Source organism: Lysobacter olei, from assembly GCF_054777355.1.
Map to the genome: position 1 here is coordinate 67,810 of NZ_BAAHAT010000004.1, position 23,950 is coordinate 91,759.

General features: G+C 66.8%; 17 protein-coding genes. 10 read left to right on the forward strand and 7 right to left on the reverse strand.

Translation table 11 applies throughout. The features are described 5' to 3' along the window. The first annotated feature begins 54 nt into the window (after positions 1-54). Together ACYVBS_RS06975 and ACYVBS_RS06980 are read left to right on the forward strand one after the other, a co-directional pair. Positions 55-978, forward strand: coding sequence for a phosphate/phosphite/phosphonate ABC transporter substrate-binding protein (locus tag ACYVBS_RS06975; protein ID WP_460822698.1), 924 nt, complete (start codon positions 55-57; stop codon positions 976-978). Then, the gene (locus ACYVBS_RS06980; protein WP_460822699.1) at positions 975-3,128 is read left to right on the forward strand and encodes a putative bifunctional diguanylate cyclase/phosphodiesterase; all 2,154 of its coding nucleotides are present in this window, start codon (positions 975-977) and stop codon (positions 3,126-3,128) included. The genes ACYVBS_RS06975 and ACYVBS_RS06980 overlap by 4 nt, the downstream gene beginning before the upstream one ends. A 13-nt stretch (positions 3,129-3,141) precedes the next feature. Here ACYVBS_RS06980 and ACYVBS_RS06985 read toward each other — a convergent pair whose 3' ends face one another. Both ACYVBS_RS06985 and ACYVBS_RS06990 read right to left on the reverse strand, forming a co-directional pair. Beyond that, entirely contained in the window at positions 3,142-3,777 is a 636-nt protein-coding gene (locus tag ACYVBS_RS06985; RefSeq protein WP_460822701.1) for an exopolysaccharide biosynthesis protein, read from the reverse strand. Then, positions 3,758-5,086 (reverse strand): hemolysin family protein, encoded by a 1,329-nt coding sequence (locus ACYVBS_RS06990; protein WP_460822702.1) that lies wholly within the window; start codon positions 5,084-5,086, stop codon positions 3,758-3,760. Before ACYVBS_RS06990 ends, ACYVBS_RS06985 begins: the two co-directional genes overlap by 20 nt. Before the next feature lie 249 nt (positions 5,087-5,335). On the opposite strand from ACYVBS_RS06990, the gene ACYVBS_RS06995 reads away from it, so the two are divergent. Continuing rightward, positions 5,336-5,962 carry a DUF47 domain-containing protein gene (locus ACYVBS_RS06995; protein ID WP_460822703.1) on the forward strand — a complete coding sequence of 209 codons (627 nt, stop codon included), beginning with the start codon at positions 5,336-5,338 and terminating at the stop codon, positions 5,960-5,962. A gap of 13 nt (positions 5,963-5,975) precedes the next feature. Continuing rightward, a complete protein-coding gene (locus ACYVBS_RS07000) occupies positions 5,976-7,103 on the forward strand; it encodes an inorganic phosphate transporter (RefSeq protein ID WP_460822704.1) in 1,128 nt (375 codons plus the stop codon). 184 nt (positions 7,104-7,287) lie between these two features. On the opposite strand, the gene ACYVBS_RS07005 is transcribed toward ACYVBS_RS07000, so the two are convergent. Beyond that, positions 7,288-7,698 carry a hypothetical protein gene (locus tag ACYVBS_RS07005; RefSeq protein ID WP_460822706.1) on the reverse strand — a complete coding sequence of 137 codons (411 nt, stop codon included), beginning with the start codon at positions 7,696-7,698 and terminating at the stop codon, positions 7,288-7,290. 43 nt (positions 7,699-7,741) lie between these two features. Here ACYVBS_RS07005 and ACYVBS_RS07010 point away from each other — a divergent pair, with 43 nt between their 5' ends. Both ACYVBS_RS07010 and ACYVBS_RS07015 read left to right on the forward strand, forming a co-directional pair. Then, positions 7,742-8,101 carry an MGMT family protein gene (locus tag ACYVBS_RS07010; RefSeq protein ID WP_460822707.1) on the forward strand — a complete coding sequence of 120 codons (360 nt, stop codon included), beginning with the start codon at positions 7,742-7,744 and terminating at the stop codon, positions 8,099-8,101. Between the two features lie 90 nt (positions 8,102-8,191). Then, on the forward strand, positions 8,192-8,848 hold the full coding sequence (locus tag ACYVBS_RS07015; protein WP_460822709.1) for a rhomboid family intramembrane serine protease: 657 nt from the start codon (positions 8,192-8,194) through the stop codon (positions 8,846-8,848). A 54-nt stretch (positions 8,849-8,902) separates the two neighbouring features. On the opposite strand, the gene ACYVBS_RS07020 is transcribed toward ACYVBS_RS07015, so the two are convergent. Together ACYVBS_RS07020 and ACYVBS_RS07025 are read right to left on the reverse strand one after the other, a co-directional pair. Then, positions 8,903-10,912 carry a M13-type metalloendopeptidase gene (locus tag ACYVBS_RS07020; protein WP_460822711.1) on the reverse strand — a complete coding sequence of 670 codons (2,010 nt, stop codon included), beginning with the start codon at positions 10,910-10,912 and terminating at the stop codon, positions 8,903-8,905. Between the two features lie 224 nt (positions 10,913-11,136). Next, positions 11,137-13,215 carry a M13 family metallopeptidase gene (locus ACYVBS_RS07025; protein ID WP_460823008.1) on the reverse strand — a complete coding sequence of 693 codons (2,079 nt, stop codon included), beginning with the start codon at positions 13,213-13,215 and terminating at the stop codon, positions 11,137-11,139. A gap of 161 nt (positions 13,216-13,376) precedes the next feature. Between ACYVBS_RS07025 and ACYVBS_RS07030 the strand changes: the two genes are divergently transcribed. The 3 genes from ACYVBS_RS07030 (at position 13,377) to ACYVBS_RS07040 (ending at position 18,347) form a co-directional block, all read left to right on the forward strand. Then, entirely contained in the window at positions 13,377-14,750 is a 1,374-nt protein-coding gene (locus tag ACYVBS_RS07030) for an MBL fold metallo-hydrolase RNA specificity domain-containing protein (protein ID WP_460822713.1), read from the forward strand. Positions 14,751-15,104: 354 nt separating this feature from the next. Then, positions 15,105-16,436 carry a DEAD/DEAH box helicase gene (locus tag ACYVBS_RS07035; protein ID WP_460822714.1) on the forward strand — a complete coding sequence of 444 codons (1,332 nt, stop codon included), beginning with the start codon at positions 15,105-15,107 and terminating at the stop codon, positions 16,434-16,436. 348 nt (positions 16,437-16,784) lie between these two features. After that, positions 16,785-18,347: a sodium/sugar symporter gene (locus ACYVBS_RS07040; RefSeq protein WP_460822715.1), complete on the forward strand. Its 1,563-nt coding sequence runs from the start codon at positions 16,785-16,787 to the stop codon at positions 18,345-18,347. A gap of 4 nt (positions 18,348-18,351) precedes the next feature. Here the strand turns inward: ACYVBS_RS07040 and ACYVBS_RS07045 are convergent, their stop codons facing one another. Together ACYVBS_RS07045 and ACYVBS_RS07050 are read right to left on the reverse strand one after the other, a co-directional pair. Beyond that, positions 18,352-19,395, reverse strand: a complete 1,044-nt coding sequence (locus ACYVBS_RS07045) for a LacI family DNA-binding transcriptional regulator (protein ID WP_460822716.1) — start codon at positions 19,393-19,395, stop codon at positions 18,352-18,354. 75 nt (positions 19,396-19,470) lie between these two features. Continuing rightward, positions 19,471-20,943, reverse strand: a complete 1,473-nt coding sequence (locus ACYVBS_RS07050; protein WP_460822717.1) for a glycoside hydrolase family 30 protein — start codon at positions 20,941-20,943, stop codon at positions 19,471-19,473. Positions 20,944-21,141: 198 nt separating this feature from the next. Between ACYVBS_RS07050 and ACYVBS_RS07055 the strand changes: the two genes are divergently transcribed. Beyond that, positions 21,142-23,925, forward strand: coding sequence for a TonB-dependent receptor (locus ACYVBS_RS07055; RefSeq protein WP_460822719.1), 2,784 nt, complete (start codon positions 21,142-21,144; stop codon positions 23,923-23,925). Positions 23,926-23,950 lie beyond the last annotated feature (25 nt).

Here is a 23,950-nt window from a genome sequence, read left to right on the forward strand (position 1 = left end):
GCGCGCAACGGTTTCGTTTAGTCTGCGAGACGGTCTGGTATCCGGATGTGTTCCTTGATCGTTCAGTTTCGTGGCCTCGCCTTGGCATTGCTGGGTCTTGTCTGTGGCGCGGTGTTCCCGGTCAAGGCGGGGTCGGACGATGGCGTGCTGGTGCTGGGGCGGATCAGCGACGATCCCCATGAGCACTACGCCCAACTGAAGCCGTTGCTGGACTACGTGGTGCCGCGGATGGCCAGTGTCGGCATTCGCGAGGGGCACATCCTCATGGCCAAGGATGCGCAGCAGATGGCCAGTTACCTGCGGCGTGGCAAGGTGGACTGGGTCACCGAGACCGCCGCGAGCGCCGTATTGCTGCAGAAGCGGGCCAACGCGCAGCCGATCCTGCTGACGGAGCGCGACGGGACCAGCTACTACCGCAGCGTCTTCTTCGTCCGACGCGACAGCGGGATCCAGTCGTTGGATGACCTGCGCGGGCACAGCGTCGCCTTCCAGCGTTTCTCCTCGACCAGTGCCTATTACGTGCCGGCGGCCGAACTGCTGCAGCGCGGGTTGCGCCTGGAGCTGCTGCTGGCGCCGAGCGATGGCGTGGCGTCCGACGAGGTGGGCTATCTGTTCGCGCGGTCGGAGTTGAACATATCCACGTGGGTGCACAAGCGCCTGGTCGATGCTGGTGCGATGAGCAACCTGGACTGGGAAAACCCGCGGCGCATGCCGCCCAGCTTCGCGCGCGACCTGGTGATCATCGGCAAGTCCGAGCCGTATCCCCGTGCGTTGGAACTGGTGCGTGGAAACCTGGACGAGCGGGTGCGCGAACGGCTGGCCCAGGTCCTGGTGGATGCCGCGGCCGATCCTGACGCGAGCGAGGCGCTGCTGAAGTTCTTCCGAACCACGCGTTTCCTGCCCCTGGATGAGCCGGCGCGGGCCTCGCTTGCGCGGTTGGCCACGGGGATCGACCGCGTGCACCGGGAGGTCGAATGAAGTTGCGACTGGGACTTCAGGCCCGTTTCCTGTTGTTGATGGCCGTGGTCGTTTTGTTGGTCCTGTCCGCGATGGGCGTGCTCTGGCAGCGCCAGCAGCGCATGCAGGAAGCCGTCGAAGTCACCAGCCGCGCGGCCATGCAGGACATGGCCAACGATACGTTGCGCCGCAACGCCGAGAGCGTCGTCGGCGAGTTGGCGCAGACCATGGCCAACCCCTTGTATTACTCGGATCTGGATACGATCGGCCGGCTGGGCCAGACCACGCTGCGGCAGCCCGGCACCCGCTACGTGAAGGTGTTCGATGCGCAGGGACGCATCATCCACGACGGCAGCGAGGATATTCCCGAGTACGGCCTGCTCATGAACGACCCGATGGCCTACGAGGCCATCGGTGCCCGGCGGGTGCACACCCAGGTCTTGGGCGACACCATGGACGTATCGGCGCCGATCACCATCGGGGACCTGCGCATTGGCGGTGTTCGAGCGGGCTACGACCTGAAAGTAGTGCGCGAGCAGCAGGAGCGCGCCTCCGCCGGACTGCGCGGCCAGTTGCAGGCGCTCGGGCAGCAACACCTGCTGTGGATCGGTCTGCTGGGCGGGGTGCTGGCGGTCGTGGCGGCCGGCATGGCGTGGCTCATCCAGCGATCGCTGGTGCGGCCGATCCGCCAGTTGGCCGATGCCGCGCGTGCCATCGAGGCCGGCCACTTCGACACCGCATTGCCGACCAACAGGCGCAATGACGAAATCGGCGACCTGATGAATGCGTTCTCGCGCATGGGAACCAGCGTCGCCCGCCATGACCGCGAGATCCGGCGCATGGCCTACACCGACGCGTTGACCGGGTTGCACAACCGGCTGGCGTTCCGCGAGGCATTGGACCAGCGTCTGCTGACGCTGCACGGCGCCGGGCGGCAGCTGGCCTTGCTGTTTGCCGACGTGGACGACTTCAAGCGGATCAACGACACCCTGGGACACGAAGCCGGCGATGACGTGCTGGTGCAGTTCTCCAACCGTATCCAGGACCTGGTGCAACGGGTGGGCGGGGCAAGTGCGCTGCTCGCACGGTTTGGCGGCGATGAGTTCGTGATCCTGGTGGAGTCCGGGGCGGTCTATGGCGACGAAGTGCGCTGGACCGCGACGCGGCTGGCGGAGGCGTTGGTCGAAGAACTCAGCCAGCCGATCACCGTCGAAGGCCGCCAGGTATTCCTGAGCACCTCGGTGGGCATCACCCTGTTCCCGGACGATGCGTCGGGGGCGACCGCCCTGATGAAGAATGGCGACATCGCCATGTACCAGGCCAAGGTCGCCGGCAAGAACTGTTACCGCTTCTACAGCCGCGCCATGGACCAGGCGGTGGAGCGCCGCGTGCATCTGGAGCATGAGCTGCGGGGCGCGTGGGATCGCGGCGAATTGAGCCTGGTCTATCAGCCCGTGTTCCGCCTGTCGGATGGCGAAATGGTCGGCGCCGAGGCATTGCTGCGTTGGCGACACCCGAAACACGGCCTGGTGGCGCCTTCGGTCTTCATTGAAGTCGCGGAGCAGAGTGGCCTGATCGAATCGCTGGGGCCGCAGGTGTTGCGCGCGGCCTGCCGGGATGCGGTCCGGTGGAAGCCACGCAACCCGGGCGGGCCGATGCCGTTTGTCTCGGTCAACGTGTCACCGCGGCAGCTGCGTAGCGGCGACCTGCCGCGCGTGGTGGCCGCGACGCTGGCCGAGACAGGGCTCTCGCCGCAGCAGCTGCACCTGGAACTGACCGAGACCGCGGTGATCGGCGACGAAATCCACGCGGGCAACCTGCTGTCTCGCCTGAGGGAGACCGGAGTGAAGGTGTGGCTGGACGATTTCGGCACCGGCTTCTCGGGGCTCAGCCACCTGCGTCGGGTCCCCGTCGATGGCGTCAAGATCGACCGCAGCTTCATTGCCGACATCCTGCGCGACCCGGACGACCTCGCCCTCACCAGCGCGATCATCGCGATGGCCCATTCGCTGGGCATCACCGTGGTCGCCGAGGGCGTGGAAAAGGAGGGGCAGTACGCGCTGCTGCGTGAGCGTGGCTGCGACCTGGCCCAGGGCTACTGGATCGGCTATCCCGTGGCGATCGACGAGTTCATGACCTTGCTGGGCGGAGCCCCGGTTCGGCAGGCATAACGCCGGTTCGCCCTCAGATCGCGAGGTCGATCCAGCGGCTGGCGGCGCTCGCCAGACTGCCGGACAGCACGCCAAACACCCCGATGCCGGCAATGCCCGCGGCCCAGGCGACGAGCATAAGCCAGCCGTCGCGCTCCAGCAGCGCCAGGGCGAACAGCAGCAGAAGGGCGCCGAAGACGAAGTTGGTGAACGGGATCGGCAGGGACAGCAGCAGGCCAAGCAGCACGAGCAGCAAGCCCGTGAAGCAACTGGCCACCCGCACATCCAGGACGCCTTCGCCACGTGGCCGCACCAGGCGCTCCAGCCGATCAAGCCAGGGCGCGAGCCGGTCGCGGAAGCGCACCAGCGCCTGACGCTGTGGCCCGCGCTGGGCCAGTGCGCGTGGCAGCCAGGGCCGGCGCAGTCCGATCAGCAATTGCAGCCCCACCAGCATCACCAGCGGCCCGCTGATCGCGCCGGCGACCCCCGGGATGGGGATGAAGGCGGGTAGGGTGGCGATGAACAGCATCATGCCGAAGGAACGGTTGCCCAGTCCGGCCAGCACGTCGCCCAGGCGCAGCCGATCCGTGGGGGCGCCACTGGCCATGAGGTCCAGCAGCGCCCGCGTCCCGACGTCGTGGGGGTGGCGATCAGGCCGCTGCGGCGTCATCGGGATCCCCGGCCGGAGGCGCCTGGCGCTGCAGCAGGAGTTTGTCGATGCGGGGACCGTCCAGGTCGACCACTTCGATGCGCCAGTGCGACCACTCGAAGTGTTCGCCGACGTGCGGGATGCGACCAAAGTGCGCGATCACCATGCCGGCGGCGGTGTGGAAGTCGTGTTCGTCCTCGTCGGGCAGGCGACCGCCTCCCAACAGTTCGCGCAGGTCCTCCACCGGCAGGGCGCCATCGAGCAGGTACGAACCGTCGGCGCGCTGGACCACCGGGGCGTGCGCTTCGGCATCGGCCTCCACCGGTTGCAGGCGGCCAATCACGGCGCCCATGACATCGTTGATGGTCACCAGGCCGCTGACGTCGCCGTATTCGTCGACGACCAGTGCAAGTGACTGTTGCTCTTCGCGGAAAATCTCCAGCAGCTTGAGCGCGTGCGTGGACTCGGACACGAACAGCGCCTCGCGCAGGTCGGCGAACAGGTCCACCGGGACGCCGGGTTTCAACACGCGCAACAGGGACTTGGCCTCGAGGATGCCGACCACGTCCTGGTCGCTGTCCCGATAGACCGGAAAGCGCGAGAACGGACTGTCCTGCATCGCCGCCAGGTTTTCCTCCAGCGATGCGCTGGCATCCAGCCAAGTGATGCGCATGCGCGGCGTCATCAGGCTTTCCGCAGTGCGGTCCCCCAGGCTGAGCACGCGGTTCATCATCTTGCGTTCGTCGGCGTCGATCACGCCCTGCTCGTGGCTCTCGGTCACCAGCAGGCGGATTTCCTCTTCGCTGATCTCGCTGCGGGCATCGTCGCCAAAGCCCAGCAGCCGCAGCACGCCGCGGTTGATCGCCCCCAGCGCCGCCACCACCGGCCGCGCCGCGCGAGCCAGACCGTCCAGCGGGATGGCCACGGCCGACGCAATGCCCTCCGGGTTGGTCAGGGCCAGGCGCTTGGGAATCAGCTCGCCAAAGATCACCGACGAGGCGGTGATCAGGCCGACCGCCGTGCCTACGCCGATGGAGCGTGCGTACTCGCGCGCGGCCGGGACGAGGCTGTCGATGGCGTCCGCAATCAACAGGCCGATCGACTCGCCGCCGAACACGCCGGTCAATACGCCGATCAGGGTGATGCCCACCTGCACGGTGGACAGCAGGTTGTCCGGTTGCTCGGCCAAGGCCAGCGCGGTACGGGCGCCACGGCTGGTTTCGGCCAGTTGCTTCAGGCGCAGCTTGCGCGAGGTCATCAGCGCCATCTCCGACATCGCGAAGAAGGCATTGAGGATGATCAGGGCGAAGACGATCAGCAGCTCCAGCATCGGCTCCACTCCGGGGCGCCCGAGGGGCGGGGCGGGGTCAGCGAGGCTGTCGGGGTGGCGTCGGTAGGCGCCGGATCAGGGTCGTCGTCCATGGAGCGGGCAGTCATACGGCAGGGAGAACCGCCGGATGATCTTAGCAGGCGGGCCCTTCACGCCGCCTTGAGGGCAGCGCGAGCGTCTCGAAACCGTCATAATTCCGCCCGCTTACCCTTAACCCGGCTCCCGAGCCCCGGCACCCAGAGGCCCCGCATGTTCTCCCTGCAAACCATTTTTGGCCAAGGCAACCAGTTCTATACCCTCCTCGAGGAAGCGGCGGCCGCGGGGCACGAGAGCGCCAAGGCGCTGCACGCCATGCTCAAGGCGGCCGACCGCGAGCCGGCATTGAATGCCTTCAAGCTGGCGCGCCAGCGCGAGCGCACGGCCTCGGAAAAGATCAGCCAGGAGCTGGTCAACAGCTTCATCACCCCGATCGAGCGCGAGGACATCGAGGCGCTGGGTTCGGCGCTTTACAAGATTCCCAAGCAGATCGAGAAGTTCGCCGACCGCTACTCGCTGGCGACCCAGCACCTGGGCCACATCGACTTCGCCCCGCGCGCGGCGATGCTGGAGCAGGCCTCGGGCGTGGTGGTGGAGATGGTGAAAGCGCTGCGCGGCATGAAGCTGGAGCCGATGAAGGAGCTCAACGACAAGCTCCGTGCCATCGAGAACGAGGCCGACCGGCTGATGCTCGAGCTGTACCGCGACATCTACTCGGGCAAGCTCGACCACCTGCAGATGTTCCTGCTCAAGGAGTTCTTCGAGATCCTCGAGAAGGCCATCGACCGCTGCCGCGAAGCAGGGGTGGTGGCGTACGAGATCGTGCTGAAGAATTCCTGACGGGAGCGGGATCATGTTGACCCTCGTTCTCGTCGTCGTCGCGACGGCGCTGATCTTCGAGTACATCAATGGCTTCCACGACACCGCGAATTCCATCGCGACGGTCGTGGCGACCAAAGTGCTCTCGCCCATGCAGGCGGTGATGCTGGCCGCCGGCACCAACCTCATCGGCGCGCTGTGGGGCACTGCGGTGGCCAAGACCGTCGCGTCGGGCATCATCGATGCCGGCGTGGTCGACGTCACCTCGCAGCTGATCCTGTGCGCGCTGGTGGGCGCCATCGTCTGGAACCTGATCACCTGGTGGCTGGGCCTGCCGTCCTCGTCCTCGCATGCGCTGATCGGCGGCCTGTGCGGCGCGGCCTTCGCCGCGGCCATGAACAACTTCGACGCCATCGTCTGGTCGGAGCCCAAGGAGCCGGTCTGGAAGAGCGCCGGCGTGCTGTGGAAGGTGATCGTGCCGATGTTCTCGTCACCGCTGCTGGGCTTCATGGCCGGCTTCGTGGTGATGGGCATATTGTTCGCGATCATTTCCGGCATGGCCTCCAGCGGCGGCCTGCTGGCACGCCTGGCCCGCCCGCGCTGGGTCAACAGCCTGTTCGGCAAGATGCAGCTGGCCAGTGCGGCCACGATGGGCTTCGCGCATGGTTCCAATGACGCGCAGAAGACCATGGGCATCATCGCGCTGACTCTGGTGGCGGCGCAGTCCGATGGCACGCTGAACAACCTGCCGTCGTGGCTGGCCTTCCTGCACCCGTCACAGGGCGCGATCGACAACAACGACATCGACACGTGGATCAAGATCACCTGCGCCATCGTGATGGCGGCGGGTACCGCGGCCGGTGGCTGGCGCATCATCAAGACGCTGGGTCACAAGCTGGTGAAGCTGCACCCGATCCACGGCTTCGCGGCCGAGACCAGCGCCGCGTCGGTGATCCTGCTGGCGTCGTCGCTGGGCATCCCGGTGTCGACCACGCACAACATCTCGTCGGCCATCATGGGCGTGGGCGTGGCCAAGCGCTTCAATTCGATCAAGTGGACCGTGGTCGAAAAGATGATCTGGGCGTGGATCCTGACGATCCCTGCGGCCGGTTTCATGGCCTGGCTCTGCTACGAGCTGTTCGTGCTGATGGGCTGGGTCTGACGGCCCAGGGCGCTTCGCAAAGCGCTTCCCATGCAAGAGGCCCGCGTATGCGGGCCTCTTGCGTTTCATCGGGGCGGCGCATCCCATTCGTGCCGCGGTGCCGCGCTTCCGGAAGGTGTCACCGCGGACACCGGCCTGCCGCCGTAGGTACACAAGCGGCCGAAGATGTCAGGGCTGGGCTGCGCTACAACAGGTCGCCGCCGGCCGACATCATGCGCTCCATGCGATCGCCCAGTCCGCCGATTTCCAGCACCAGGCGATCCACTTCGGCGGCATCCAGGCCTTCGTAGGGGCGGTTCTCACACAGCTGCAGGTACGGCACGCCGTCGAGGTCGCCAATGCAGAGGTAACCCACGCGGCTTTCCCAGTTGAACACCAGGGCGCGGCGGGCATCCAGGCCGGTGGTCGGCGCCACCGCGGTGCTGACGCGCAGGTAAGGGCGGCCGTCATCGTCGTCCAGCTCGGACAGGAAGATTGCCTGGTGTCGCGTGCCCTGTTCCAGCGACAACTCGATGCAGAGGACGTCCTCGTCTTCCATCTTGATGTGGAAGCCGGACGCCTTGACGTGACGGCGGATCGATTCGAAGTTGCGCACGGGCGGCTCCATTCGCGGACGGGCTTGGGTCTATGCTACCGCGATGCGCGCAAAGACCGTCGCCATTCCTGCCGAAGAGGCATGCCGCCGGATCCTCGCGGCGGTGTGGGCCATCCCGAGCGGTGAGGTGGCCGGATATGGAGAGGTCGCGCGGCGCGCCGGACTGCCCGGCCGGGCGCGACTGGTCGCCAGGCTGCTGAGCCAGAACGTAGACGCCAGCCTGCCTTGGCATCGCGTCTTGCGCTCGGATGGGCGCATCGCGTTCCCCGAGGGCTCCGAGGGCTATCTGGAACAAAGCGCGCGCCTGCGCGCCGAGGGGATCGTGGTGGACTCTGGGCGGGTGCGCGGACAGCGCGCCGCGGCCACGCTGGACGACCTGGTGTGGGGGCCTCAGGCTGGCTGAACAGGGGCTGGCGACGGGCCCAGCCTTGAGGGGGCGACGGCCCTTCCCGGGCTGGCAGCGGCTACCATGTGCGGACACGAAGGAGTCGCGATGTTCGCCAACCTGCCGCCCGTGACGCGGGCCCTGCTGATCGCCAATGGACTGGTCTTCCTGCTGCAACTGGTGGTGGGCGATGCGTCGTTGGCGTCGTTCATGCTCTGGCCGCTCGACAGTGGCAGTGACCCGTATGCGCAAGGTGGGTTCCTGCCGTGGCAGGTCCTGACGTACGGCTTCATGCACGGCGGCTTCGCCCACCTCGCGTTCAACATGCTGGCGCTGGTGATGTTTGGCGCGCCGCTTGAACACACGTGGGGCGAAAAGCGTTTCCTCACCTATTACCTGACGTGCATCGTGGGCGCCGCCGCGTTCCAGTTGGCGGTGGGCTGGTGGACGATGGCCCAGGGCGGTGAGGCGTATCCCACGGTGGGTGCGTCGGGCGGCGTCTTTGGCCTGCTGTTGGCATACGGGATGCTGTTCCCCAACCAGCGCGTGATGCTGTTGATCCCGCCCATCCCGATGAAGGCACGCACGCTGGTGATCGTCTATGGCGTGATCGAATTGCTTATGGGCATCACCAATACGATGCCGGGCGTGGCACATTTCGCGCACTTGGGCGGCATGGTGTTTGGCTGGCTGCTGATCCGCTACTGGCGTGGGCAGCCGCCGTTTGGCCGCAAAGGCCCGCCCCGCATGCGCATCGTGCGCTGAGGGCGTCCCGTTGGCAGCACCGCCCGAGAGACGGTGCTGTTCCGCAGGCGTGGACTACCTCCAGACCGTGACCCGGTCGGTGGCATGGGCCTGCAGCGGTTGACCGGCCTTGCAGCCATAAGCGCTGGCGAAGCCTGGCAAGTTCGCCAAGGGCGCGTGGGTACGCACTGGCCCGGGGGCGTAGGCGCTGTGCAGCGCGCGCTCATTCGCGAGGTCGGGCGCCACCTGCTCCGCCCATAGCCCCGCCCAGCCCCTGAAGAAGCCCTGTTGGGCATCGCGGGTGGCAGACGGTGCGGCGGCGCGAAACGCCGCCCACGCAAGCTCGACCCCGGACTGGTCGGCCACGGCGATGTCGCGCACGCGACTGCCGTTGACACGCATGCTAGCGGCGCCGGGCACGGGGCGTTGGCTCACCTGCGCGGCGACGCGATTGCCGAGCTCGTGCCAGGCCGCGGCATCTGTTGCGCTCCACCAGTCGCGCACCTCACCCTTGGCATCGACCAGGCGGCCGCGCGGTCCGACGGCGTGGCTGAGCTCGTGGCCGACCAGGGCGCCGAAGGCCCCGTAATCGCGACCAATGTCCCGGTTGGGATCCAGCACCGGCGGTTGCAGCATCGCGGCGCTCACGATCAAGCGGTTCTGCGCCACGTCGTAGGTGAGCGCGGGTTGCTGAGGCAGGACGTTCCAACGCCGGTCGGCGTTGCCGCGGCCAATGCGCCTCATTTCCTCGCGATGGTGCCAAGTGGAGGCAATCAGCATGTTGCCGCCGAAACTGGCCCGTCCCATCGGTTGCACGCTGTAGTCCAGGTCGCGGCGAGGGGCGCCCACTTCGATCTTCAGCGCCGCGAGCTTGGCTTTGGCTTCGACCTTGGCGGCCGAACCCAGTCGCGTGTCGCGATCAATCGCAGCGGCTAGGGAATCGCGCACCTGGTTGGCGATTCCCAACGCACGGTCACGGGTTGCGGCAGGCAAATAGGCACCGACGTATTGCCTGGCCAGAATCGGGCCGGCCGCGAGGTTGATGGCGTCCAGCACGCGCTGGGGGCGCGGCGCGGGTGCCGCTTGCCCGGCCAAGAGCCGGCCGCGGAAATCGAAGCTGGCGTCCTGGAACGACTTCGACAGGTAGGGCGCCATGGTGTCAGCGACCCGCCAGCGCAGGTAAGTCTTCCACTGCGCGGGCTTGAGGCTGGAAACCAATCCATCAAGTTGCGAGAACAGGCCGGGATTGGCGAGCGACACGCGGTCGTCGTTCACGCCCTGCGCCCGGAGGAAGGCATCCAGTTGCAGGCGCGGGTACTGCTTGCCCAGGGATGCGGTGGCCACCGGCGCGTACAGGCTGCGTGGGTCGTTCGAGGTCGACGGGGAGGCGTGCAGCCGCGCGATGCGCGTTTCCAGATCGATGACCTGTTGGGCTTCTTGCGCCAGGCGTCCCTGGGGCGTGCCGGTGAGGGCGAGCAGCCGCTGCACGTATTCGCGGTAGCGGGCCATCACCTGTTGCGTGGCGGCATCGGTGCGGGTGTAAAACGCCGGGTCGGACAGGCCGAGGCCGCCTTGGCTGAAGTAACCGATGTGTCGGTCAAGGTCGGCGAGGTCGACATCGGCGCCGAAATCGAATGCCACCGGTATGCCGACCTGGTGCAGGGCGGCGATCGACGGCGCGACATCTTTCGCCTTTCGAATGGCATTGATGCGGGTGAGCAGCGGTTGAATCGGGGCGGCCCCGTCGCGCTCGACGGCCGCTTCGTCCAAGCCGCTGGCCCAGAAATCACCCAGCAGCTTTTGCACGTTGTCCTGCGGCTGGCGCATGGCGACATCGAGCAGTTCCACCTGCTGCCGTGCGGCACGAGCATTCAGTTCGCCCAGGGCGGTAATGGCGCCAACGCCGGTAGGCAGCGGATGGGACGCGAGCCAGTCGCGGTTGGCGTGGGTGTAGAAGTCGGAGCAGGCCGCGTTGGCCGATGAGGCGGCCGCTTTGCTGCTGCGCTTCTTCGCGGCATCAGCAGGGTGGGCGGCGAGGGCGACAAGACCGAGGGCCAGGGCGCAGGCAAGTGGGCGCAGGGGCATTCGCGGGTCCTTGCAACGGGGTGCCCCGAGTCTAGCAATCGTGTCCTTGGCGGCACTGAACACCGTCGTCACACCGAGCCCGGGGTTGGCGGCCCTCGGCAGCGCGACGCAACCCTCGACGTACGGGGCGCGAAACGAAAAACGGAGGCCCGGGTCGCCCCGGGCCTCCGCTGTTGGCCGACGAGAAAAGGCCAGACACGTGCGGGTCATCGACCCGTGTCAACTCACCAGATCACGACCTGCTTGTCGCCCTCGCGGACCATCGGCTGGCCCGGCTTGCACGAGAACGCCGCCGCGAACGCCGGCAGGTTGGACGGTGCGCCAACCGCGCGGAAGTTGGCGGGCGCGTGCGGGTCCGTGGTCAGGCGCACGTTGAGCTCTTCCGGCGTGAAGTTGCGGCGCCACACGGTGGCCCAGTTGGCGAAGAAGCGCTGGTCGCGGGTCAGGCCGTCGAGCTTCGGGTCCGGCTGGCCGGCGGTGGCGCGCTGCAGTGCGTCGAAGGCCGTGGCCAGGCCGCCGAGGTCGGCGATGTTCTCGCCCAGGGTCAGCTTGCCGTTGACGAACTTGCCCGGCACGGCCTCATAGGCGTTGAACTGCGACACGAGCTTGTCGGTGCGGCCGGAGAAGCCCTTGGCGTCGGCGTCGGTCCACCAGTTCTCGAACTTGCCAGTGGCGTCGAAACGGCTGCCCTGGTCGTCGTAGCCGTGGATCATCTCGTGGCCGATCACCGCGCCGATGCCGCCATAGTTGAGGGCGTCGTCGGCGTTGGCGTCGAAGAACGGCGGCTGCAGGATGGCCGCCGGGAACACGATCTCGTTCTGCAGTGGGTTGTAGTAGGCGTTCACCATCTGCGGCGGCATGCCCCATTCAGTGCGATCGACCGGCTTGCCGATCTTGCCCATCATCCACTTGTAGTTGAACTCGTTGGCGGCCAGCACGTTGCCGATGTAGCTGTCACGTCCGGTGGCCAGGCCTTCCCACGAGCGCCACTTGTCCGGGTAGCCGATCTTCGGGGTGAAGCTGGCCCACTTCTCCATGGCCTTCTTCTTGGTCTCGTCGCCCATCCAGTCGAGGTTCTCGATGCGGGCCTTGAGGGCCTCGCTGAGGTTCTTGACCAGCTGCTCCATGCGCGCCTTCGACTCGGGCGAGAACGCGACCTTGACGTACATCTGGCCCAGCGCTTCGCCGGTGGTGCGCTGCACGGTGTCCAGCACGCGCTTGCCGCGCTCCTTCATTTCCTTCTGGCCGCGAAGGGTCTTGTTGTAGAAGCTGAAGTGCTCTTCCGCAAAGGCGTCAGCGAGGTACGGCGAGGCGCCATCGACCGTGTGGAAGCGCAGGTAGCTCTGCCACTGCGCCGCCGGCACGTCGGCCAGCATCTTGCTGACTTCCTGGTGGAACGCCGGGATCGCCAGCGAGAACATCTTCGGCACGGCCACGCCCTGCGACTCGAAGAACTTGGTCCAGGCGAAGTTCGGGGTCAGCTTGTCGGCATCGGCCGGCGACACCGGGTTGTAGTACAGCGCGACGTCGCGCGACATCTCCTCGCTGGACTTGGACACCTTGGCCAGGCGCGTCTCGAACGCGACCACGTCCTTTGCCTGGGTGAGGGCATCGGCCGCCGGCACGCCGCTCAGCTCCAGCACCTTGGCGACGTGGGCCTGGTAGGCGGCCAGCTTGTCCTTCTTGTCGGCGTCGAAGTAGTAGCCCTTGTCCGGCAGGCCCAGGCCACCCTGCATGGCGTAGGCGATGTTCATCTTCGAGTCCTTGAAGTCCGCTTCCGGACCGAAGCCGAACAGGAAGTTCTCGCCCTTGGCCGCGCTGGTGCGCAGGTAGTCGGCGATCTTTTCCTTGCTGTCGAGCGTGGCGATGGCATCGAGGTGCGACTTCAGCGGCGCCAGGCCCTGACCGTTGATCTTGGCCGCGTCCATGCCGGTGGACCAGAAGTCACCGACGATCTTCTCGACGCCGTTGGCGTCCTTCATGGCCGCGGCCTGCTCGGCCAGCTGGCGCTGGATGGCCTGCGAACGCTCGTCCAGCATTTCGAAGGCGCCCCACGAGGTGCGGTCGCCCGGGATGGTGTTGGCGGCCAGCCACTTGCCGTTCACGTAGCCGCCGAAGTCGGTGCACGCGTCCTTGGAAGTGTCGAGATCGCCGATCTGGAGTCGGTTCACGCCCGGGAGCTTGCTCTCGTCGAGCGTGAGGGCTGCGGCGTCGGCCGGCTTGGCAGCATCGGCAGTATTCGCGGCCTCTTCCTTCTTCGAGCACGCGGTCAGGCCGGCGGCGATGGCGAGGGACAACAACAGGACTTGGGGTTGGTTCACGGGCGGCTCCGACCGGACAGGCGAGGGGTAGTGGGCCCGCAATGGGCCACCACCGACAGTAGCGGGCTTTGCCGACGGGGGCGGGTGTCATTGGTCACGGTGGGGGTGTGCTAGCGTGAAGCCGAGTCATTCAGGAGCAGGGCATGCGGGTTCATTTCCACGGGGCCGCCGGCGAGGTGACCGGGTCGTTGCACGAGGTCGAGGTCGCGGGCCAAAGGGTGTTGCTGGACTGCGGCATGATCCAGGGCAGCTTTGAGGCGGAGCGGCGCAACAGCGAGGCGTTTCCGTTCGAACCCACGGCGGTGGACGCGCTGGTGCTCAGCCATGCGCACATCGACCATATCGGCCGAGTCCCCTTGCTCGTGCATCGGGGCTACCGCGGGCCGATCTACGCACAGGCCGCCACCGCGGACCTGATGCCAGTGATGCTGCTGGATGCTGCGTCGCTGGCCGAGAGCGATGCAGAACGCGCCAACCGCAATCGTCGCCACGGCGAGCCGATGGCGGTGCCCCTGTTCACCAAGCACGACGTGCATACGGCGATGAAGCTGGTGCGCCCGCTGCCTTACGATCGGCGCGAACAGATCCTGCCGGGGGTGGAGATCCAGTTCCGCGAGGCAGGCCACATCCTCGGTTCCACCTGCGTGGAGCTGTGGGGCGATGACCGCAAGCTGGTGTACTCCGGCGACGTCGGCCCCAAGGGCTCGCCGATCCTGCGCGACCCGGCGGTGATCACCGAGGCTGACCTGGTACTGATGGAGTCCACCTACGGCGATCGCAACCACCGCGAGCGCCTGGCGACCGTGGAGGAGATCGGTGAGATCTTCGAACGCGCCTGGCATGACCGCGGCAACGTACTGATTCCGGCTTTCGCGGTGGGGCGCAGCCAGGAACTGCTGTACTGGTTTGCCAAATACTGGGACGAGTGGGGGCTGTCGCGCTGGAAGATCTTCCTCGACAGTCCGATGGCGGCCAAGGTGATCCAAGTGTACGAGCGGCACGAAGACCTGTTCGACGCCGAAGCGCAGCGGGTGTGGCGCTCCAAGCCCCATCCCTTCCGCATGCCCAACCTGCGCATTACCGAGACGCCGGACGAGTCGATGGCGATCAACCGGATGGACGGCGGCGCGATCATCATCGCCGGCAGTGGCATGGCCAATGGCGGCCGCATCGTGCACCACCTGAAGCGCAACCTGGGCCGGCGCCACGCCCACGTCCTGTTCGTGGGCTTCCAGGCCCAGGGCACGCTGGGCAGGCGCCTGGTGGACGGCGCACGATGGGTACGCATCCACGGCAAGGACTACCGGGTGTCGGCCCAGGTGCACACCGTGGGCGGCCTGTCGGCACACACCGACCAGAAAGGCCTGCTGGATTGGTACGGGCAGTTTGGCGCGAAGCCGTCACTGGTTTTGGTCCATGGCGAGGACAAGGCGCGCGAAACGCTGGCCGGCGAGATATGGGACCGGCTTGGCGTCGACGTGATGTTGGCTCGCCCGGGGATGCACGCCGACGCCTGATGGGAGCCTCGGTATGCCTGCTGGCTGAACGGCAGGATGGCGTTTGCTGGCGAAGCAGGGCGGGTTAGCGTACAGTCCGCCCTGTTCAGCGCACGGCTGCCTCCCCGAAAGGGTACGTTTCCCAGGTATGCCCGCCGCCCTCGCAGGCCTTGTGCCTCATGCGACCGCGGCTTTTATCCCGCACGTCTTTCGTCGCGCAGACACGGCCCGGAGCATCCGGTGCCGTCAAAATCCGATCACCCGCAGCGCGGTTCAAGGGAACGCTGGGGTCATCACGCAACCGTTCTCCGGTCCGTGGCCGTGCGCGTGGCGCAGGGTCGCCCCGCGCGCTTGCGGCGAAAAGGAGCTGTACCGATGTCTTTTGAATCCCTGGGCCTGGCGCCCGCGTTGCTGCGCGCGCTTGCCGAGCAGAACTACACCACCCCCACCCAGATCCAGTCCGAGGCGATCCCGCTGGCGCTGGCCGGCCATGACGTGCTGGGCGGCGCCCAGACCGGCACCGGCAAGACCGCCGCGTTTGGCTTGCCGCTGCTCAACCGTCTGGCCAAGCAGACGCCGGTGAAGGGCTTCCGCCGTCCGCGCGCACTGATCCTGACCCCGACCCGCGAACTGGCGGTGCAGGTCAGCGACAGCCTGCGTGGCTACGGCAAGCACCTGCGCATGAACACCATCGCCATCTTCGGTGGCGCCGGCATGGGCCCGCAGGTCGATGCGTTCCGCCGTGGCGTGGACGTGCTGGTGGCCACCCCGGGCCGCCTGATCGACCACCTGGAGCGCGGCAGCGTCAAGCTCGACGAGATCGAGATCCTGGTGATGGACGAAGCCGACCGCATGCTCGACATGGGCTTCCTGCCGGCGATCAAGCGCATCCTCGGCAAGCTGCCGAAGGACCGCCAGACCATGCTGTTCTCGGCGACCTTCGAGGCGCAGATCAAGCAGCTGGCGCTGGAGTTCATGCGCAACCCGCAGCAGGTGCAGGTGGCGGCGCAGAACACCATCGCCGAGACCATCGCGCACCGTGCGCACCCGGTGGACGGGGCGAACAAGCGTGACCTGCTGATCGAGATCCTGGCCAAGCGCCACGGCGAGCAGGCCATCGTCTTCGGCCGCACCAAGCACGGCTGCAACCGCCTGGCCGAGCAGTTGGAAGACGCGGGGCTGAAGGCCTCCGCCATCCACGGCAACAAGAGCCAGGCGCAGCGCCAGAAGGCGCTGAACGACTTCAAGGCCAGCCGGGTGCGCATCCTGGTGGCCACCGACGTCGCCGCGCGCGGCCTGGACATCCCGAACCTGCCGCTGGTCATCAACTACGACCTGCCGATGGTGGCCGAGGACTACGTGCACCGCATCGGCCGCACCGGCCGCAACGGCAGTACGGGCGAGGCGCTGTCGCTGGTGTCGCATGACGAAGGCGGCCTGCTGCGTCAGATCCAGCGCCTGCTGAAGGCCGACATCGAGCTGGTCGAAGTGGAAGGCTATGCGCCGAGCCGCCCGATCCGCCTGGATACGGCCATTCCCAACCCGCGCCGTGGCAACGGCGGCAACCAGCCGCCGCGCAAGCCGGGCAACCGGCCGCACGGCAAGCCGACGGCACGCCATGCGCATGCCGGGCCGAAGCAGCACCGGGGCGGGCAGGGTGGCCGCGGTGCGGGCGGTGGCGGGCAGCGCCGCGATTCGCGCGCCTGATCGAACGGGTGGTACAGGAAGGGGTCGGCATTGCCGGCCCCTTCTTCTTTGGGGGGGCGGCAGGCTCGCGCGCACCGGGCGGCCGCAACGTCGCGCGATGTTGCACTGCAAAATGCAATGCGACCGCCGAGCGGTATTCTGACAGCGCTGTCATCCGCGAAGCCTGTGCCGGTCGTGCACTATCGGGATGACGTGTTCGCTGCCAGCTGACAGCGGACCGGGGGACGGGGGTCGCCAGTGCGCCCATCGAGTGCCATCACGCCGGGTCGGGCGTCGAGGGTGCCGACGGAGTGGGCATGCGGGGGCACGCGACATCCGGTTCCGCCACCCTCCAACCAGGAGTTCTACGTGGGACTTTCCGCTCTCGACACCACCATCGTGCTGGCCTACCTGGCCGGCATCTTCGTTCTCGCGCAGTGGGTGTCGCGCGAGAAGGCCGGCCACCAGAAGTCCGCCAAGGACTACTTCCTTGCCAGCAAGGCGCTGCCGTGGTGGGCGGTGGGCGCGTCGCTGATCGCAGCCAATATCTCGGCCGAGCAGATCATCGGCATGTCCGGCTCCGGTTATGCCATCGGCCTGGCCATTGCCTCGTACGAGTGGATGGCGGCGCTGACGCTGCTGATCGTCGGCAAGTTCTTCCTGCCCGTGTTCCTGCGCAACGGCATCTACACCATGCCGCAGTTCCTGGAGGAGCGGTACGGCCACCGAATCCGCACGCTGATGGCGGTGTTCTGGCTGGGCCTGTACGTGTTCGTGAACCTGACCTCGATCCTGTGGCTGGGTTCGATCGCGGTGAACCAGGTCACGGGCATGGACCAGATGCTGGCGCTGGCGCTGCTGGGCGCGTTCGCGCTGGCGTACCAGTTGTACGGTGGCCTCAAGGCGGTGGCGCTGACCGACATCGTGCAGGTATCGCTGCTGGTGCTGGGCGGATTGCTGGTTACGGGCCTGACGCTGGCCAAGATCGGCGACGGCGCGGGCGTGGTGGCGGGCTTCCACAAGTTGTGGGAGACCAGCCCCGAGCACTTCCACATGATCCTGTCGAAGGACAACCCTTTCTACAAGGACCTGCCGGGCATCAGCGTGCTGGTCGGCGGCATGTGGATCATGAATGTCAGCTACTGGGGCTTCAACCAGTACATCATCCAGCGCGCGCTGGCGGCCAAGGACATCCAGGAAGCGCAGAAGGGCGTGGTGTTCGCCGCGTTCCTCAAGCTGCTGATGCCGGTGATCGTGGTGCTGCCGGGCATTGCCGCGGTGATGCTGGCGCCGGAGCTGGCGCGTCCTGACCAGGCCTACCCGACGATGATGGGGCTGCTGCCCAGCGGCGTGCTGGGGCTGGTGTTCGCGGCGCTGGTGGCAGCGATCGTGGCGTCGCTGGCGTCGAAGATCAATTCGGTCGCGACCATCTTCACCCTCGACTTCTACGCCAAGTGGCGCAAGGACACCGATGAGGTTGGCCTGGTGCGCATCGGTCGCATTGCCGCGGCCATTGCCATCGTGCTGGCGATTGCCACGGCGCGTCCGCTGATCGGCGGGTTCGACCAGGGCTTCCAGTACATCCAGGAGTACACCGGCTTCTTCACCCCGGGCATCGTGGTGATCTTCATGCTCGGCCTGTTCTGGAAGCGCGCCAACGAGGCCGGCGCGCTGGCCGCGGCGATCGGTTCGTTCGCCCTGTCGATCGTGCTCAAGCTGGCATGGCCGTCGCTGCCGTTCATGGACCGCGTGGGCCTGGTGTTCCTGATGGCGCTGGCGCTGGCGGTGGCGGTGTCGCTGATGGGCAAGCCCACGGGCGAGGGCGACCTCATCCGCGTGGACGATGTCAGCTACCGCACCGATGTGTCGTTCAATATCGCCAGCCTGGCGGTGATCGCCATTCTGGTGGCGCTGTACGCCGTGTTCTGGTGATGGCCTAGTGGCGGCTGCGGCGAGGTCCGGTCGACTCCCGCAGCTGCAGGGCGTAGTCCATCTTCACCATGTCACCAGCGTCCGGGTCGCGGATCGCCTTGAGGAGTTCCTCGGTGGCGACGCGACCCATGTCGTTGGTCGGCTGACGCACGGTGGTAAGTGACGGGAAGATCTGCCGCGACAGCGGCGTGTCGTCGTAGCCGCAGATCGACAGGTCGCCCGGCACCGACAGTCCGCGCTCGCCGGCCACACGCAGCACGCCCGCGGCCATGTCGTCGTTGGCAGCGAAGATGGCGGTGGGCGGATCGGACAGGTCGAGCAGTTGCCGGGCGCCCTCCATGCCGGATTCGAAGGTGAACTCGCCCTTGACCACCAAGGCCGGGTCGTAGGGAATGCCGGCCTGCTTGAGCGCCTCACGGTAGCCGGAATGGCGCCAGGTGCCGGCGCCATGCTGCGGCGGGCCCTTGATATGCCCGATGCGACGGTGGCCGAGCTGGATCAGGTGCGCCATCAGCTCACGCACCGCGCCGCGTTCGTCGAGGGTGACGCCAAAGCGGCCCTCGGGCGTGCGCGGTGAAATGGACGCGAAGGGCAGGTGGCGCTCATGCAGTGCGTCGAGCAGCTTGGCGTCGTCCGTCAGCGGCGGCACCAGCACCAGTCCGTCGGCGCGCGAGTGATCGATCAGGTCGACCAGCTCGGGCAGGTAGTTGCGGTCATCCGGGTCGACGGGCGCGAGGACCAGACTGAAATGCCGGGCGCGGCAGGCCTCCAGTACGCCGCCCTGGATCTCGGTCAGGTAGTTGCGCGACGGGTTGTCGTACACCAGCACGATGACGTAGGCACGCTGTCCCGCCAGGCTGCGCGCGGACAGGTTGGGCTTGTACTGCAGCCGGGCAACTGCTTCTTCCACGCGTCGCCGGGTTTCCTCGCGGACGTTGGGCTCGTGGTTGAGCACGCGTGACACGGTCTTGATCGAGACGCCAGCCGCTTCGGCGACGTCTTCGATGCGCGCGCGTGTTCCGTTGGTGTCCTTCGTCCTGGCCTGCATCGGTCCCTGTGGCGTCTGCGGTGATTCCCCTTGGGTCCTATCGTACCCCGACGGGCGCGTGGCGCCCGGCGAGGATCAGCGGCTGCCTCCGGCCGGGTCGCTGTTCCAAGAGAGTGTGATGAGGCTGCGGGGCGGGGCGGTGTAATGGAAGACCTTGCCTCGGTGGCCGACCGAGAAGCGCCGTGGCGCGCGTTCTGAATTGGTCACGACCATCACCATCGAGTGGTCGTCGGCGTTCTCGAACACCACGTTGTCGATGCCGTCGCTGCCCGCGCTGGAGCCAACGCGCCAGGCACCCTGGCGGACGAAGCGGCTGGCATGGGCGAGGGCGTAGTATTCATCGTTGCGGGTGATGGTGCCGTCGGCCGTGTTGATGGTGACGACGCCGCGGCAGGTCTTGCAGCCGCCGGCAAACGGGCCCTTGCGCTCATCCAGTGCGAGATTCCAGAACAGGGCGCCACGCGCCCAGTGCCGCGTCGTCCGGATGATCTGTTCGCGGGCGAGGAACGTGAGGCCGCCGCTCTTCACCGGCTCCCAATCGCCGCCGGAGCATTCGGTCATGTAGGCATCCTTGTCCGGAAACGCATCGTGCACCTGGCTCTGCGCCGCGACATTGCCGCCATAGCAGTGCCATGCTACCGCGGACACGTAGCGCGCCGCCACAGGGTCACGCAGCACCTCCAACGGGTGCTCGGGTTTGTCCCAGTTGTGGTCCCAGTCGAAGATCTGCGTGCTTGAGCCGCGTTGAGCCAGCAGCGGGCCAAGGTGGCGGCCGATGAGCCTGGCGCGCTGCGCGGCGCTCAAGCGCATGCCCGGGTAGTCAGAGGGTTCGTAGTCGGGCTCGTTCTGCACCGTCAACGCAAAAATCGGGATGCCCGCGTCGGCATAGGCTTCGGTGAATTGCACCAGGTAGCGCGCGAAGGCGTCGAAGTGCTCGTCGGCCAGCGTGCCTTTGACGAGGCTACCGGTGGTCTTCATCCAACCGGGCGCGCTCCACGGCGACGCCATGACCTTCAGCTGCGGATTGATCCCCAGGGCGGCCCGCGCCACCGGGATGACGTCCCCGCGATTGGGTGCAATGGAGAACTGGCGGAGCTGGGGGTCGGTCTGGCCGCGGGGCATGTCGTCGAGGCTGTAGTGGCTCAACGAGAAATCCGAACTGCCGATGGTGAGGCGGGTGAAGTCCAGCCCGATGCCTTGGCCTTCGCGCCCGAACAGTTCCCGCAGCAGGTCATCGCGCTGCGCCGCACTGAGCTTGTGCGTGATCAGCCAAGCGGACGAGTCCGTGAGGGCGGCACCAAAACCGACCACGCGCTGGTGGCGTGTGCCGTCGACTTCGACATGGATGGGGAGCTGGCCAAGGTTGCCAAACGCGGGAGACTCGGCGGGCGACAGGGCGCGCGCATGGTCGTCCGTCGTGACCCATGAGGTGACTTGAGGGGCGGGTCCTTTGCCGGCGGCATGCGCGGCGGCCGCGACGCCCAATCCCAACAGCAGGCCTAGCCCCACGCGGGCCAATGTCTGGACACCCCGGTCTTGCATGCTCATTCCCGCGCATTCCTCCCGCATCGATTGTCCCCAGTCCGGCGCGCAAACGACATGCTGCACTGCCGCGAAATCCATTGCCCGTCATCCGCTCCCGGCCGGTGGTGGCAGGGTTGGCCGTAGTCGCGACCATGGATTCATTGACAGCACCATGAGAGCGCGGTATGACAGCGCTGTCAAATTCCTTGGGAGGGGACCCTGATGACCAGCAAGACCACCTCGCGTGGCGCATCCGCACGCATGCAACGCCAACGTCCGCAACGCCACATGCTGGCAGCCGCCTGCTGCCTCGCGCTGATCGCCAGCGCACAAGCGCAGGCACAGGAAGCACAAAAGGCGGAGCAAGCCGCAACGCAGGGCCAGCAGGCCGAAACGACCGTCGAGACCGTCAAGGTCACGGGCATCCGGTCCGCGATCATTTCCGCCGTCGAGACCAAGTCGGAGTCGACTTCCATCGTGGAAGCCATCTCCGCCGAGGACCTGGGCAAGCTGCCGGACATCAGCATCGCGGACTCGATCTCGCGCCTGCCGGGCCTGACCATGCAGCGCAAGGAAGGGCGCGGCGAGGTCATCCATATCCGCGGCATGTCCGAGCAGTTCTCGGGCACGCTGCTCAACGGGCGTGAGCAGGCCAGCACCGGCGACAGCCGTGGCGTCGAGTTCGACCAGTACCCGGCGGAGTTGATCAATGGCGTCACCGTGTACAAGACGCCCGACGCATCGCTGGTGGGCCAGGGCCTGTCCGGTACCGTGAACATGCAGACCATCCGCCCGCTCGACTTTGGCGAGCAGCGGATCGTGTTCAGTGGCCACGGCGAGTACAACTCGCTCGGCGAGCTGACCGACGGCGGCAATGACAAGGGCTACCGGCTCTCGGCGTCCTACGTGGACCAGTTCGCCAACGACACCTTCGGCCTGGCCGTCGGCATCGCACGGCTCAGCTCCCCGTTCCAGGAGCAGCACTACAAGTCGTGGTGGTGGGCCAACACGTCGTTGTGGGGTGCGCCGCAGGGCGCCAAGCCGAATGACGCGATTGCGCTCCAGGGTGCGGAGGGCTGGGTCAAGTCCCGCGACACCACGCGTGATGGCGTGATGGTCGTACTGGAATTCAAGCCGAACGACACGTGGCACAGCGTGCTCGACCTGTACCACTCGCGCTTCGACCAGGAAGAGTGGATGCGCGGCGCGATGTGGACCAATGACCCGTGGTGGAATGGCGGGCAGGTGACCTACACCCAGGCCAACACCACGATGCACGGCGGTGTCCCGGTCGTCACCAGCGGCACGCTGAGCGGCATCGAGCCGGTCATCCGCAACGACAACAACCTGCGCGAAGACAAGCTGTCGGCGTTTGGCTGGAACAACCAGTTCAAGTGGGACGTCTACACCCTGACCGCCGACGCCGCGTATTCCCGCGCCGAGCGTGAACAGTCGTTGCTGGAGACCTACGCCGGCATGATCGGTGGCCTGGATGTCGACTTCACCGTGCCGCTGACGGCCGGCTACGCGCATTACGGGCTGCCCGACCTGTCCGACCCCAACTCGGTCTACCTGCGTGACGCACAGGGGTGGGGCCACGACGGCCGCATGGAGGATTCCCAGCAGGAGGACGTGATCAAGTCCTTCCGACTGGACCTCAACCGCGTCGTCGAATCCTCGGACTTCCTGCGCAGCTACGACGTGGGCTTCAACTACACCAAGCGCACCAAGGACAAGAGCGCGCAGGTCTACTTCGCCGACCTGCCCGGTCGCGTGCCGACCCTGGTCGATCCCTCCCTGCTGCAGTCGCCCACCAGCCTGGGCTTCGCCGGCATGGGCGACGTGCTGACCTTCGATCCGCGCGCGCTGCTGTCGCGCTACTACGACGTCTACCTCAGCGAGAGCAACAGCGACCTGCAGAAGGACCAGGCCATCGAGGAGGAAATCCGTACCTTCTACGCCAAGGCCAACCTGGACATCGACGTGACCGACAACGTGCGGCTGCGCGGCAACGTCGGCGTGCAGTACATCGACACCGACCAGCGTTCGGATGGCGTGGCCATCACCCCTGACGGTCCGGCGGCGGTTCGCGGGGTCGGTACGTCCTACGGCGACATCCTGCCCAGCCTGAACCTGGTGGCGGAATTCGGCGATGGCTGGAATGTCCGGTTCGGTGCCGCCAAGGAGCTGATGCGCCCGCGCATCAACGAGATGGGCGCCTATGCCAGCGTGTGGGTGAACGTCGTCAACGGTGCCGGTGAGTGGGCCGGCTCCGGCGGCAATCCCAAGCTGGAACCGTTCCGCGCCAACGCCGTCGACCTGTCGGTGGAGAAGTACTTCGGCGAGGCCAGCTACGTGGCCCTGGCGGCGTTCTACAAGGACCTGGAGTCGTACGTCTACAACCAGACCATCCCGTGGAACTTTGCCGGTTATGAGTTCGAAACGGATACGCCGCCGGCGTCCGAATGGGGTACGTTCTCGGCGCCCGCCAACGGCAGCGGTGGCTACATGCGCGGCGTGGAGTTCAGCGTGGCGCTTGAGGGCGGCCTGATTCATCCGGCGCTGGATGGGTTCGGCTCCCTGTTGAACGCTTCGTACACCGAGTCCTCCATCGATCCGGACGGCCCGGGTGGCTCGAGCACCGACACGTTCCCCGGTCTGTCGAAGATCGTGGGCAACGCGACCGTGTACTACGAGAAGAACGGTTTCTCCGCACGCCTGAGCCAGCGCTTCCGCGACCCGTACCGCGGCGAGTACAGCTACATCTTTGGGCAGCGCAGCTATCGCTACACCCTCAACGAGCGGACCATCGACCTGCAGCTGGGCTATGACTTCCCCGAGTCCAGCAGTCTGTCGGGCCTGTCGGTGCTGTTCCAGGTCAACAACCTGAATAACGAGCCGTTCCGCACCGAGGTCAGCGACTCCAACGGACTGGGCCTGTTCTTCCCCGAGGAATACACCGAGTACGGGCGTCAGTACATGCTCGGCTTCCGCTACACGCTGTGACCGGCCCGCGACGCGGGTGATCGCA